General features: G+C 69.1%; 13 protein-coding genes and 1 tRNA gene. 1 reads left to right on the top strand and 13 read right to left on the bottom strand.

Going from position 1 to position 13,040, the window contains the following annotated elements; all coding sequences use genetic code 11:
- The first annotated feature begins 57 nt into the window (after positions 1 to 57).
- Positions 58 to 1,593 carry a recombinase family protein gene (locus QT381_RS04000; RefSeq protein WP_289247441.1) on the top strand — a complete coding sequence of 512 codons (1,536 nt, stop codon included), beginning with the start codon at positions 58 to 60 and terminating at the stop codon, positions 1,591 to 1,593.
- A 42-nt stretch (positions 1,594 to 1,635) separates the two neighbouring features.
- Here QT381_RS04000 and QT381_RS03995 read toward each other — a convergent pair whose 3' ends face one another.
- From QT381_RS03995 to QT381_RS03935, 13 genes are all read right to left on the bottom strand, one after another.
- Positions 1,636 to 2,055, bottom strand: coding sequence for a type IV toxin-antitoxin system AbiEi family antitoxin domain-containing protein (locus tag QT381_RS03995; RefSeq protein ID WP_289247440.1), 420 nt, complete (start codon positions 2,053 to 2,055; stop codon positions 1,636 to 1,638).
- 226 nt (positions 2,056 to 2,281) lie between these two features.
- Positions 2,282 to 3,484, bottom strand: a complete 1,203-nt coding sequence (locus QT381_RS03990) for a tyrosine-type recombinase/integrase (RefSeq protein ID WP_289247439.1) — start codon at positions 3,482 to 3,484, stop codon at positions 2,282 to 2,284.
- Positions 3,477 to 3,662: a helix-turn-helix transcriptional regulator gene (locus tag QT381_RS03985; protein ID WP_289247438.1), complete on the bottom strand. Its 186-nt coding sequence runs from the start codon at positions 3,660 to 3,662 to the stop codon at positions 3,477 to 3,479. Before QT381_RS03985 ends, QT381_RS03990 begins: the two co-directional genes overlap by 8 nt.
- Before the next feature lie 394 nt (positions 3,663 to 4,056).
- Positions 4,057 to 4,350, bottom strand: coding sequence for a PIN domain-containing protein (locus tag QT381_RS03980; RefSeq protein ID WP_289247437.1), 294 nt, complete (start codon positions 4,348 to 4,350; stop codon positions 4,057 to 4,059).
- A gap of 159 nt (positions 4,351 to 4,509) precedes the next feature.
- Positions 4,510 to 5,370, bottom strand: a complete 861-nt coding sequence (locus tag QT381_RS03975; RefSeq protein WP_289247436.1) for a hypothetical protein — start codon at positions 5,368 to 5,370, stop codon at positions 4,510 to 4,512.
- A gap of 211 nt (positions 5,371 to 5,581) precedes the next feature.
- Positions 5,582 to 5,914, bottom strand: a complete 333-nt coding sequence (locus QT381_RS03970; protein ID WP_289247435.1) for a 3'-5' exonuclease — start codon at positions 5,912 to 5,914, stop codon at positions 5,582 to 5,584.
- Between the two features lie 238 nt (positions 5,915 to 6,152).
- Positions 6,153 to 6,224, bottom strand: a tRNA-Gln gene (locus QT381_RS03965).
- Positions 6,225 to 6,292: 68 nt separating this feature from the next.
- Positions 6,293 to 7,786, bottom strand: coding sequence for a glutamate--tRNA ligase (gene gltX, locus QT381_RS03960; protein ID WP_289247434.1), 1,494 nt, complete (start codon positions 7,784 to 7,786; stop codon positions 6,293 to 6,295).
- A gap of 292 nt (positions 7,787 to 8,078) precedes the next feature.
- Positions 8,079 to 8,717 carry a nucleoside/nucleotide kinase family protein gene (locus QT381_RS03955; protein WP_289247433.1) on the bottom strand — a complete coding sequence of 213 codons (639 nt, stop codon included), beginning with the start codon at positions 8,715 to 8,717 and terminating at the stop codon, positions 8,079 to 8,081.
- Between the two features lie 92 nt (positions 8,718 to 8,809).
- Positions 8,810 to 9,556 (bottom strand): fumarylacetoacetate hydrolase family protein, encoded by a 747-nt coding sequence (locus tag QT381_RS03950; RefSeq protein ID WP_289247432.1) that lies wholly within the window; start codon positions 9,554 to 9,556, stop codon positions 8,810 to 8,812.
- 4 nt (positions 9,557 to 9,560) lie between these two features.
- Complete coding sequence (locus tag QT381_RS03945) at positions 9,561 to 10,637, bottom strand: branched-chain amino acid aminotransferase (protein ID WP_289247443.1); 1,077 nt, start codon at positions 10,635 to 10,637, stop codon at positions 9,561 to 9,563.
- 60 nt (positions 10,638 to 10,697) lie between these two features.
- On the bottom strand, positions 10,698 to 11,783 hold the full coding sequence (locus QT381_RS03940; protein ID WP_289247431.1) for a 3-isopropylmalate dehydrogenase: 1,086 nt from the start codon (positions 11,781 to 11,783) through the stop codon (positions 10,698 to 10,700).
- Between the two features lie 51 nt (positions 11,784 to 11,834).
- Positions 11,835 to 12,998: a glycoside hydrolase family 3 N-terminal domain-containing protein gene (locus QT381_RS03935; RefSeq protein ID WP_289247430.1), complete on the bottom strand. Its 1,164-nt coding sequence runs from the start codon at positions 12,996 to 12,998 to the stop codon at positions 11,835 to 11,837.
- Between the last annotated feature and the right edge of the window lie 42 nt (positions 12,999 to 13,040).

Here is a 13,040-nt window from a genome sequence, read left to right as displayed (position 1 = left end):
TCATCGTGAAGATGCCTTTCGAGTGGGTTGTAGGAGATTCCTCGAAGGGACTACACGGTGACCGCGCCCACGTCTACGACGAGACCGGCCACCGCGAACTACACCACGTTAAGGGGCACTACTTCGATCCGAGACCAGATCGCTGATTGCCGCTCGTGGTGCGAGCCCCTCGGATGGAACGTCGTTCGCGTCCTCACGGATGCAGATCGGTCCGCCTCGCAGTGGCGCAAACAGGAACGAGAAGGGTTCGATGAGGCACTGAGACTCATCAACTCTGGCGAGATCGATGGATTCGTGACCTGGGAACCGTCGCGCGCCGCCCGCGACCTGGAGATCTACGTCGAACTGCGTGAGGCGTGCCAGAAAGCAGGCGTCCTCTACCTCACGCGCGGACGCGTGTACGACTTCGCTCGTTCGGACGATACGTTCTCGCTGGGTTTCGAGTTCCTGCGCGCCGAGGCGGATGCCAACACCATGCGCGAACGACAGCTGCGGACCGTGCGACTGCTCGCGGAGAGGGGGCGACCGCACGGGCGTATCCCCTATGGGTACCGCCGCGTCTACGAGGGCAGCACCGGGATTCTTGTGGGGCAGGAGCCCGACCCTCAGACCGGCGAGTACGTGAAGATGATGGCGCGAGAGATCCTCGGTGGGACTTCAGTGACAGCCGTTGCGGGCAGGATGCAGGATTCGGGTGCGCCGACGCCCCAGGGCCCCCGGAAGGGCAACGTCTCCGGCGGTTGGACCGTCGCGACCGTGAAGCAGATCCTGAGCAACCCGACGATCATCGGCAAGCGCGTCTTCCGAGGCGAGGTGATCGGGGATGCGGACTGGGAGCCGTTGATCTCCGAGGAGGACTTCGCTCGAGTCCAGCGGCTGCTGTTTGATCCACGGAGACGGGTCCACTCCGGTGATGGAGTCACGCCGAAGTCGCTGCTTTCTCACATCGCGCTCTGTGACTACTGCGGGCATCCGCTTCACAGGGTTCTGGGACCGGCGAAGGAGAATGCGCCCCGGACGGTGCGATACCAGTGTCAGTTCCGAGGTTGTTTCAAGATCACCATCGTGGCGGCGGCGCTCGACGAGTATGTCGTCGAGTTTGCCCTCTCATGGCTGTCGCGGCCGGAAGAGGTCGCACTCCTCGTCGGTGAAGACGACGGCTGGATCGGCCGTGCCGAAGCCGCCCGCAAGGAGTTGGCGGAACTCGAGGATCGACTTCAGGAAGCCACTGCCTCCTGCGCGCAGGGAGGGATCAGTCTCGCTTTGCTCACGAGGATCGAGAAGAACATCCGTCCACGGATCGAGCATGTCCAGCAACAGCTCGTCCTCCCTATCGCCGATGCCGCCCTCCGCGCGCTCGTCAACAGCGATGACCTGCCCACGGCCTGGGAGACGATGGACTTCACTGAACAACGCCGGATCATCAAGGCATTGTTCGAAATCCGCATCTCCAAAGCCCCCCAGCGCGGACCGCGTGGCTTTCAACCGGAGCGTGTATCGATCACTCCCCGAGCGCAGGGAGGCGAGGCACGGTACGACTCGGAGGAGATGATCCCCATCACGAGATCCACGACCCCAGCGCCATATGGGTAAGCACCGGATCGACATAGCGTACGGCCCTCTCATCCGCCATTGTCAGATCAGCAGGATCTCCAGGGTCTGCCGTATTGCGGGTGATGCCTTCGGGAAGTGCTGCGCCACGTCAAGCAGTTTCGAGGCGTAGTTGCCGCGCTCGCGGAGCCAACGCTTGAGCGCCCCGATGGCGAAGTCGCTGCCCCAGTGGTGGCTGAGGCGAAACAGGTCCACGATGGTGCGCTCGGCCGAGTACAGGCCGATCGACAGCCCGCCCGGTAGGGCGTACTCCGTGCGCCCGATGTGGAAGGTGTCGGGGTCGAAGCGGTGCCAGCCGATGTGGAGTCCGTGGACCGTCACCGGCTGGGTCCCGCGTGGGATGGCAATCTCGCTCTGGAACGGGATCTCGTCGGTGAGGTCATAGATCACAAGGGCGGTGCTCAGGCAGATGGTCGCTTCCGGGCGCTTGGCCGCGACTGCCATCCATCCTGCTGTGGTGTCGTCTGTGGCCCAGGCGCGCATGAACAGCCCTGGGGCGATCCGCTCGTACTCACCGGCTTCGAGTAGTTGCCCGAGTCTGTGGCGAGTGATCCCATGCATCGGGAGATCTCGGTATCGGAGAAGCACCGGTGCCTCAGCGTCCACGTCACCCCCTCTCGGCAAAACCATTACATATAGAGCATATCTGGCTTAGTTTCCGTTGATGGAGTCAGCTCCCCAGCAACTCGTCGAGGATCTCGACCGTGATCGGGTCGACTTCTTCGGCGCTGACGACGTAGCTGGCACGGGTGATCTGCTCGTTGGCATGTCCGAGCAGGCGCGATGCCAACGTCAACCCGGCCGCGCGTTCGACCAGGGTTGCGGTGGTGCGACGGTGGATATGCGTGCTGTACTCGTCGACTTCGACGCCGAGCTTCTCGAGGGCCTCGCGGTTGTCGTCGACGAAGGAACGCAGGAGCCGTTCATAGTTGCTGACGCTGATCGGGTTGCCGTTCTTCGTCCCGAACAGCAGCGCGTCCGGTCCCGAGGGTGCGAGCGCGAGGCGTCGCCGAACCGCGGCCGCCGCCAAGGCCGGCAGGGCGACGCGGCGACGCTGTCGGGTGCGCTTGGGAGCGTTCTTACGGACGATGCCCTGTTCCTTGTTCTGGATGATGGTGCCGTCGATCAGCATCGTCGGTGGTGCCGTCGTGATGTCCACGTCCCGGCGTCGCAGGCCGATGCACTCCCCCACGCGCGCAGAGGTGCCGAGCATGATGTCCATCCCGTCGATGAGCGCCCGGTGGTTCGGGCGCGGCCCGTCGGACTGGTCCTCGCGCCAGTGCTCCATCAGCTCGCGGATCCCGGCGATCTGCGCGGGCGTGAGGATCGAGGTCTTCTTCTCGGGCAGCGGCAGACGTTGCACGTCGCGGACCGGGTTGAACGGGATCGCGTCGTCACGGACCGCGTATCCGCAGATCAGCCCGAGCACTGCGCGCGCCCGGCGGGCTGCGGAGACGGACTTCTCCAGAAGGATCGCCTGGATGATGCGGTCGCACCGGCCGACGGTGAGCGCCCCGAGGGTGATCCCGCCGCACTGCGGCACGACGAGCCGCCGCAGCGTCGTCTCGTACGACTCGTAGGTGGAGAACGACAGGGACCCGGCGACGGCTCGGGCGCGGATCTGCTCCAGCCAGGCGACGCCGGCCTCGGCGATGGTGTTGCGGCTGTCGAGTCCGGTGAAGGCCGTACTGCTGAGCGCCTCTGCCCGGCGCAGGAGTCGAGCACGAGCCTCCTCTTCGGTGTCTGCGACGACGCGCAGTTGATGGAGGTTCCCACCGTCGTCGCGGGCTTGGGCTCGGGCGCGGTAGCCGGTGGCGAGGCGGGTGATGTGGATGGTGCCGATCTCACCGGCCGGGATGCGTGGCCTACCCATGCCGGCGCTCCTTCACCCAGGCGAGGAGCTCGTCGCGGTCGTAGCGGACGTGGCGGCCGAGCTTCAGCCAGGGTGGACCGGAGCGGGTCACCCTCCAGTCCTCGACGGTGCGTAGGGGCACACGGAGGAGGTCGGCAACCTCACGGCTGGTGAAAAGAACGGGCGTCGTCTGATCCATGACGGTCAGGTACGACCGGGCTCCCAGCAGTAGGCAGCCGCAACCGGCAGTACCCGGGGCAGTACGCCGCGGATCGGCAGCCCTGGCCGTGCCGGAGCGGTATTCCGTTCCGTATCTCGTCATCGGGCCCGAAACGGGCGCTGACCAGGGCATGGAAAATGGGCTGTTTAGCCGCGGAATCTCGCCGAATCTACTGCTGGGGTGCCTGGACTCGAACCAAGAACAACTGATGCGGTCTGCTCGATGTCGGAGTCGGCTCACGAAGCCCTGACTAACCAATGATTCATTGGCAAGTAGAGGATTCTGGTGATGGTCAGTCTAAGTCCGAACGCGGGTGGATACCGCCGATTTCTGGACGCTCGCGGCCAATGTGGACGTGAATGTGGACGCTAGGTCAGTCCATTGGAACGGCGAGCAATGTCAGCCCCGGCGCCTTCTCGAAGTGCTTGCGGTTCCCCGTCAGCAGCGGAAGCCCCTTTGCGATCGCACAGGCGGCGATCCAGCGATCGCCGACATGATGCGCCTTGTCGCCGAACGGATGTGCGCTCTTCCGCGCTTCGGCGAGCAGCCGAGCATAGGCGTCGATGACCTCGCGATCCTCGTCGACAGTCGGCGTCGAGTCGAGCTTCGCGACGACTGCCTCGAGCCTGTGCTCTCCCCACCCGGCGAGGTGGGCCCCGGACAACACTTCGGCACGAGTCTAAAACGAGATCAGCGGTCGGTGACCCGTGAGGGCTGCGGTCCATGCCGCGACAGGGTGGCCCTGCTTCGCCACGACTTCCTGAGGCGTGACGTAGAGCGCACTGAACACATCCGTGTCCAGCAGGGCGGTCTGAGCGGTCGTCACTCAGAGACCAATCGCCTTCACGTACGACTCCGCCTCGTCGTCCGTCAGACCTGGAATCCCGCCGAGCACCGGACCCGGCGCGCTGGCGAGGATGTCCTCGAGAGATACGACCTCACGCACCCCGAACGCTCCAGGAATCGGGGCCGCTGCCTGGATGACTGCTTCATGGATCTGCGCGAGCTTGCCCTTGGGGTCGCGCTCAGGAGCGCCGACCACCTCGACGTAGCCCCCGATCAGATGCCCGACCTGCACGTCGTTTGCAACGTTCGGCAGCGCGACTCGGTTGCCGACATCGTCGGTCACCTGAAGTCGGTGGGTATCGAGGTTCACCGCGCGAAGGCGACCGACAAAGGTGACCGAATCCGCCTCCGGCTCGACGTCGACCGCCTTCCAAGTCTCCCTGCGAGTCTCCGACGTCTTGAAGGTACGCCGCGCCTGGCCGCCCACCTTGAACTCCACCGTCGGCGCTGCCTTCTCCAGGGCACTGCGCAACTCACCGGCGGCGACTGCCAACGTGTCTGTCACCCACTCCGGTCGCTCGTCGACGGCGATCGACTCGACGATCGCCTGAAACTTCTCATCGAAGGACTTCTCCTCGTCCAGATCGAAGGCGAGTGCATCCTCGTCATCGGCACGACGAACGAGCAACTTCGTGCTGCCCGGCGCGAGCCCGATGCTGAGCTTCGCGACGCGCTGCGTGCGCTTCGACGGACGCCCCACCGGCTCCGCGTCCGTCTCCGCGCGACCGAGCTTCGTCGCGACCTCCTTGAGGCTCTGCACGATAGCGATGAGCTGATCGGCCTCAAGCTCCCCCTCGGGAGCTTCTCCGTCGATCAGCCGGAATTCGAACTGCGTGGCCACTGGGATCACCTCCGTCACCCTCGGTGCGCCGTCCTGAGGGCGTCCAGGCTACCGGCGGCGTCCGACATTGGTCGCGCATCCAGAGTATCGGCGCGACGCCTCGCTCCTCGACAATTGATCCGACGTGCGCAGACTCACCCGTCGCCGCGGTCACCAAATGGACAGCCGCTGAGCGCGCTCCCGAGCACCTCAGGGCCCGGTCCCCTGACCGTCAGCCATACGAGTCGTTGTAGGCGCCTTCCTTCGAGTGGTCGTGTCCGCAGTCGACGTGCCCCGCACGGATGTCCGACGCGACGGCCTGCACCTTGGACTTGATACCGGCAAGGAGCGCGTCATCGACGCGAGCGGTGTAGTCGTCGCTCTTTGCGTCGAGGTTGAGATTGAGCCCGCCCTGCCGGCGCATCGGGAACCGGTTCTTGCGCAGGCACGGGATGAACACCGCCGGCCACTGCATGCCCTTCGAGCGGTGCACGGTCGTGATCGTCACCGCATTCGGCGTCGCAAAGCCGCTGTCCTCGTCCGCTTCCTCGCCGACCGTCCGCATCGGGTGCCGAAGGTCTCCCCCGGGTAGGCGCATCGCCGACCCGGACCGACTCGGCTGCGCCCCGACTCGATGATTCATCGAGTCGGGGCAGCGGTTACCCGAGCAAGCCGTCAAGGATCACTGTTGTCGATGGATCGACGCGCTCGGCCGTGACGATGTAGGACGCAGCACCGCCGAGTGGCGGGAGGAGAGTCATGACGTACTGGCCTTTCCGCCAGTAAATCATTGGAAATCAAAGCTGGGGTGCCTGGACTCGAACCAAGAACAAAAGAATCAGAATCTTCCGTGTTGCCAATTACACCACACCCCAATGTGGCTGCCGGGTGACCCCGGCCGACGAACTACTATAGCGCATCCCGCGCGAGCGTCCGAACCGGGTCAGAGCTCGGAGCGGAGCGCCGCGAGGCGCGCGCGCGTGGACTCCGCCCCGAGGATCTCCATCGACTCGAACAGGGGCGGCGAGACCCGGCGGCCGGATATGGCCGTGCGCAGCGGGCCGAACGCGATGCGGGGCTTGAGGCCGAGTCCGTCGATGAGCGCGGTTCGCAGCGCGGCCTCGATCGCCTGCGTCGTCCACGAGTCGAGCGCCGACAGGGCCGCGATCGCCGCGTCGAGCACGGGGGCGGCGTCCGCGGACGGCATCGCGTCCGGCTGGAACTCGAGCGCCGCATCCGTCGTGAACAGGAACGCGAGCAGGTCGGGCGCCTCGCCGAGCAGCTGCATCCGCTCCTGCACGAGCGGCGCCGCGGCTGTCAGCCGGCGCTTGTGCTCGCCGTCGAGCGGGTCGAAGAGCCCCGCGCGCTCGAGGTACGGCACCAGTCGCGCCGCGAAGTCGGAGACCTCGAGCTGACGGATGTGGTCGCCGTTGATCGACTCCGCCTTCTTCTGGTCGAAGCGTGCCGGGTTCGGCTGCACGTCGGCGACGTCGAACGCGGCGTACATCTCCTCGCGCGAGAACACGTCGCGGTCGGGCGCGAGCGCCCAGCCGAGCAGCGCGAGGTAGTTGACGAGGCCCTCAGGGATGAAACCGCGATCGCGGTGGTGGAACAGGTTCGACTCGGGGTTGCGCTTCGAGAGCTTCTTGGTGCCCTCTCCGAGGATGACCGGCAGGTGCCCGAACCGCGGCACGAAGTCGGTCACGCCGATCTCGATGAGCGCGAGGTAGAGCGCGATCTGGCGCGGCGTCGAGGGCAGGATGTCCTCGCCGCGCAGCACGTGGGTGATGCCCATGAGCGCGTCGTCGACCGGGTTCACGAACGTGTACAGCGGGTCGCCGTTCGGCCGCACGACGACGAAGTCGACGGTGCTGCCGGCCGGGAACGTGATCTCGCCGCGCACGAGGTCGGTGAAGCCGAGGTCGACGTCCGGCACGCGCAGGCGCCACGACGGCAGCCGACCCTCGGCCCGGTACGCCGCCTTCAGCTCCTCGGTCGTGTCGCGGTCGGCGTTGTCGTAGCCCTGCTGCACGGGACGCCCGGCCGCGAGGTTGCGCGCCTCGATCTCCTCGGGCGTCGAGAACGACTCGTAGAGGTGCCCGGAGGCCTTCAGGCGCTCGAGGATGCCGAGGTAGATCTCCTTGCGCTGCGACTGCCGGTACGGTCCGTGCGGTCCGCCGACGTCGATGCCCTCGTCCCAGTCGATGCCCGTCCAGCGGAACGCGTCGACGATCGCGTCGTAGTTCTCCTCGGTGTCGCGGGCGGCATCCGTGTCCTCGATGCGGAAGATCAGCCGGCCGCCGGTGTGGCGCGCGTAGGCGAGGTTGAACAGCGCCGTGCGGATGAGGCCGACGTGCGGCACGCCCGTCGGGGAGGGGCAGATGCGCACCCGCACGTCGGAGCCGGCGGCGGTGCTGAACGGGAGGGTGCTGGACATCGACGTCCAGCGTACCGGCGCGTTCCGCGCGCGCGGATGTCGTCGCACCGGGACGAACACGCTGATCGGCTCGGTGACCCTGGGTGCTCGCGCGCCGAAGCGGTGTGTGCGTTTCGGATACTGGAGTTCGCGCACCGGGGTGCACGAACTCCAGTAAGCGATATGGATGCGGGTTCTCGGCGGGCGGCGCGCAGAGCGGTGGCCGGTGCGCGTAGCGGTAGCCGGTGAGCACAGCACAGCACAGCACAGCACAGCACAGCATCGCCCCGCGTCAGAGCCGCACCGCCCCGCGTCAGAGCCGCACGGTCGCGCTCGCGCGGCCCGCGGCCGCCTCGACGAGCCGCGCGTTCGCCTCGTCCGGGCCGAGCGCCCAGGCGCGGGCGGCATCCGGATCCTTGCCGAAGGCGATGTGGCGGGCGATGAGGCGCTCGAGGCGGATGTCGTGCGGCACCTCGAGCGCGTAGGTCACGTCGAGCAGGGCGGCGAGCTCGCGCCACGGCACGGCGTCGAGGAGCAGGTAGTTGCCCTCGACGATGACGACGCGGTGCTCGGGCTCGATGGCGATCGCGCCCGCGAGGGACTCCTCGATCGAGCGGTCGAAGCGCGGCAGGTACACCGCGCCGTCGTCGGCGCGGATGCGCGCGACGGCCGCGACGAAGCCCGACGCGTCGAACGTGTCCGGCGCCCCCTTGCGCTCGCGCCGGCCGAGCCGGTCGAGCTCGGAGTTCGCGAGATGGAAGCCGTCCATGGGCACGAGGGCGGCATCCGGGAGAGCCGTCGAGACGACCGCCGCGACCGTCGACTTGCCGACGCCCGGCGCGCCCGCGATGCCGACGAGGAGGCGGCGGTCGGCCGCGGAGGCGTCCGCGGCTCGCCGCACGAGGTCGGCGATGAGGCCGTCGACCCCGGCGAACTCGTGCGGCGCGCTCACTCGACGATCAGCCACGCGAACGAGAGGCCCACGATCATCAGCCACGACACGACCGCCGCGCCGAGCGCGCGATCGCGCCGTCCCATCCGCGCTCACCGCGCCCGGATGTCGCTGCGCAGCGTGCCGATCGTCGGGATCGTGACCTCGACCGTGACGCCCTCGTCGAGCTCGACGCCGTCGAGCAGCGGGATGAGGATGACGTCGCCCGGCAGCAGCGTCGCGACCGCGGATGCCTGCTCGATCGCCGTCGCGATGTCGGTCGAGAGCGTGCCGCGGCGCTTCTCGTCGCCGTCGATGTCGACGATCACCTCGACGGTCTCGGAGTCGAGCTCCGTCTCGATGACGGGGCCGAGCGGCGTGAACGAGTCGTACGACTTGGCCCGCGCCCACTGGCCGTCGGCGCGCGCGAGGTCGGTCGCGGTGACGTCGTTCGCGACCGTGTAGCCGAACACGACCTGGGCGGCGTCGCCCGGGCGCACGTCGCGCGCGAGGCTGCCGATGACGATCGCGAGGGCGCCGAACGCCTCGACCGTGCCGATGCCGTCCGGCACCCTGACGCTGTCGCCGGGGCCGACGACGGCCGTGTTCGGCTCGAGGTACATGACGGGGTCGACCGCGGCATCCGGGTCGTCCTCGTCGGGCACGCCCGGCACGAAGCCGATGAGCTTCGAGCGCGGGATGACCGGCGCCACGAGGCTCGCGTCGGCCAGCGGCACGCGCTCGTCGAGCGTGTCGAACCCGGCGAACAGCGGGTCGCCCTTCAGCACGACGAGCTCGTCGCCGTCGATGATGCCGTAGCGGGGCGGCTGCCCCTCCTGCACGAAGCGCGCGACCTTCACGCGGTCACTGCCCGACGTCGAGGCGCGTGGTCCAGCCGTGACGGTCGTCGACGCGGCCGTACTGGATGCCCGTGAGCTCCTCGCGCAGCGACAGCGCGAGCTCCGTCGACGCGTGCCGGATCTCCCAGGACGCCGTCTTGAGCGAGCCGATCGGCGCGACCACCGCGGCCGTGCCGCACGCGAACGCCTCGACGATCTCGCCCGACTCGGCGCCCGCGCGCCACTCGTCGATGTGCACGCGGCGCTCCTCGACCGTGAGTCCCCGGTCGCGCGCGAGGGTGAGGATCGAGTCCCGCGTGATGCCCTCCAGGATCGACGACGACTCCGGCGTGATCAGGGTGCCGTCCCGGCGCACGAGCACGATGTTCATGCCGCCGAGCTCCTCGAGGTAGCCGTCGTCGAGGAACAGCACCTGGTCGCATCCGTTCTCGTACGCCTCGGCCTGCGGCAGCAGCGATGCGGCGTAGTTGCCGCCCGTCTTCGCCGCGCCCGTGCCGCCCTTGCCGGCCCGGTTGTACTGGGTCGAGAGCCAGATGTTCACGGGGGCGAGGCCGCCCGTGAAGTAGTTGCCGGCGGGCGAGGCGATCACGTAGTAGTTGACCTTCTTCGCGGGGCGCACCCCGAGGAAGGCCTCCTTCGCGAACATGAACGGGCGCAGGTAGAGCGAGGTGCCGGGCGCGGACGGCACCCAGTCGCCGTCGGCGGCGACGAGCTCGCGGATCGAGGCGAGGAAGTACTCCGTCGGCAGCTCGGGCAGCGCCATCCGCACGGCCGAGCGCTGCAGGCGCGCGGCGTTCGCCTCCGGCCGGAAGCCGCGGATCGAGCCGTCCGCCCAGCGGTACGCCTTCAGTCCCTCGAAGATCTCCTGAGCGTAGTGCAGCACGGATGCCGCCGGGTCGAGCGCGATCGGACCGTACGGCTGCACGCGCGGCCGGTGCCAGCCGCCCCACTCCGACCAGCAGATGTCGACCATGTGGTCGGTGAAGTGGTTGCCGAAGCCCGGGTCGGCGAGGATCTCGGCGCGCTTCGCCGGGTCGACGGGGGCCGGGTTCGGGGTGCGGGCGAACTCGAGGGTGCGCAGTTCAGAGGCGGATGGTGCGAGCAGGTTCTTCACGGGTGTCCTTCTGCGAGGAGCGGATGTCTAATTCTGTGCCAGCAGGGCGGTGATCGCCGCGCCGACCTCGTTCGTCGAGCGCGGTGCGGAGCCGGAGCGCGCGGCGAGGTCGGCGACGACGGCCGCGTTCAGCCGGGCCGCGGCATCCGTCAGCCCGAGGTGGGTGAGCAGGAGTCCGGCGGACAGGATGGCCGCGGTCGGGTCGGCGATGCCCCGTCCCGCGATGTCGGGGGCCGAACCGTGCACGGGCTCGAACATCGAGGGGAAGGTGCCGTCCGGGTTGATGTTGCCGGAGGCCGCCAGGCCGATGCCGCCGCTGATGGCGCCGGCCAGATCGGTGAGGATGTCGCCGAACAGGTTGTCGGTGACGATGACGTCGAACCTAGCAGGGTCGGTGACGAGGAAGATGGTCGCGGCGTCCACGTGGAGGTACGAGACGGCCACGTCGTCGTAATCGGCCCCCACCTCGTCGACCGTGCGCTGCCAGAGCGAGCCGGCGTTCGTGAGCACGTTCGTCTTGTGCACGAGGGTCAGCCGCCCGCGGCGGGCGCGGGCCTGCTCGAACGCGAACCGCACGACGCGCTCGACCCCGAACCGCGTGTTGATGCTGAGCTCGTTCGCGATCTCGTGCGGCGTGCCGCGACGGATGACGCCCCCGTTTCCGACGTACGGCCCCTCCGTGCCCTCCCGCACCACGACGAAGTCGACCTCGCCGGGCGCCTTGAGCGGGCTGTCCACGGACGGGTACACGACGGTCGGCCGCAGGTTGACGTAGTGGTCGAACGCGAACCGCAGCTTGAGCAGGAAGCCGCGCTCGATGATGCCGCCCGCGAGCCGCGCGTCGCGCGGGTCGCCGCCGACCGCGCCGAACAGGATCGCGTCGTGCCGCGCGAGCCGCTTCAGGTCGCCGTCGTCGAGGATCGTGCCGGTCGCGAGGTAGTGCTCGGCGCCGAACGGGTACTCGGTGACGTCGAGGCGCACCCCGTCGTCGTGCTGTCCAGAGGCGGTCGCCGCGGCGAGCACGGCGAGCGCCTCCCGCACCACCTCGGGCCCGATGCCGTCGCCGGGGATGGTCGCGAGGGAGATCGTGCGGGTCGGTGCCGTGCCAGTCACGCGGTTCAGGGTATCGGTCGCCGCCCCGCGTCCGCCCGCCGCCGGCTCGCGTCACCTGTCGGGGCGGAGCGCCGCCTCTCCAGCCAGGACGCGGCGCGCGGCGGCGTCCACGACGGTGCGGAACGCCGGGTCGGACCCGGCCCGGGCCACGACGCCGTCGATCATCGGGTCGGCCACGGCGGGCGTGCGGCTCACGAGCAGGAGGTCGCACCCGGCCGTGAGGGCGAGGATCGCGCGGTCAGCGGGGCTCCAGGCCGCGAGCTGGGTCGCGCCCGAGATGTCGTCGGTGATGACGAGTCCGTCGAACGCGAGCTGCTGCCGCAGCAGCCCCGTCACCACGGTCGGCGAGAACACCGCGGGCGCGGAGCCGTCGATGCGGGCGTAGATCGCGCTGGAGACCATGACGAGCGAGGGACCCGCGGCCGCGAGGCGCGCGAAGGATGCCGCGGTCGGCCCGTCGGCACCGGTCACCGCATCCGTCACCCCGGCGGTCGTGTCGGTGTTCCCGTCGACGTAGCCGAGCCCCGGGAAGTGCTTGAACGTGGGCGTGACGCCCGCGTCGCGCAGGCCGTCGGCGACGGCGCCCGCGTGCGCGGCCACCGCGTCCGCGCTCGTGCCGTACTCGCGATCGAACGCCGCGATCGGCGGGTTGTCGGCGTCCGCGGATCGCACGACGTCGGCCACCGGCGCGAGGTCCACGTCGACGCCCGCGGCGCGCAGCTGGCGGCCCCAGCCGGCGGCCCGCCCGCGCAGGACCGCCGGATCGACGGCACCCTGGTCGAGGGCGCTCGGGATGGTGTCGAACCCGGGCCCGGACAGCACCTGCACCTGCCCGCCCTCCTGGTCGGTCGCGACGAGCAGGGGCCGGTCGCCGCCCGCGTCCCGCAGCCGCTGCACGACCCGGGCGGTCGCGGCGACGCCCGCGGTCGATCGCCCGGAGAGGAACACCCCGCCCACGGAGCGGTCGCGCACCAGTCGCCGCGCGGTCGAGTCGTCCCCGGCGGCGGGGGCGCCGACGACGAACAGCGCGCCGACCTCCTCCGCGAGGCTCATCCCGGCGATCGGGTCGGGCGTCGCCGGCGTGGTCGGGGCCGGACTGGTCGGCGCCGGAGTGGTCGGGGCCGGGCCGGAGGGCGCGGGCGCCGGGCTCGGGCTGCAGCCGGCCAGGGCCAGCAGGACGAGCGCGAGGCAGACGGATGCGGAACGGCGCAGCATCCGTTCAGTCCTACACCGCCCGGCACCGCCGTGCCGGGCCCT

It is taken from the genome of Galbitalea sp. SE-J8 (assembly GCF_030345695.1).
Taxonomy (GTDB): domain Bacteria; phylum Actinomycetota; class Actinomycetes; order Actinomycetales; family Microbacteriaceae; genus JAUASV01.
This window is presented reverse-complemented; position numbering and strand designations above follow the sequence as displayed.

Coding starts and splice junctions, on each gene's coding strand:
- QT381_RS03995 (WP_289247440.1), bottom strand. CDS start 2,055: ATGGCAGTCGCGGCCAAGCGCCCGGAAGCGACCATCTGCCTGAGCACC.
- QT381_RS03990 (WP_289247439.1), bottom strand. CDS start 3,484: ATGGGTAGGCCACGCATCCCGGCCGGTGAGATCGGCACCATCCACATC.
- QT381_RS03985 (WP_289247438.1), bottom strand. CDS start 3,662: ATGGATCAGACGACGCCCGTTCTTTTCACCAGCCGTGAGGTTGCCGAC.
- QT381_RS03970 (WP_289247435.1), bottom strand. CDS start 5,914: ATGCGGACGGTCGGCGAGGAAGCGGACGAGGACAGCGGCTTTGCGACG.
- gltX (WP_289247434.1), bottom strand. CDS start 7,786: ATGTCCAGCACCCTCCCGTTCAGCACCGCCGCCGGCTCCGACGTGCGG.
- QT381_RS03935 (WP_289247430.1), bottom strand. CDS start 12,998: ATGCTGCGCCGTTCCGCATCCGTCTGCCTCGCGCTCGTCCTGCTGGCC.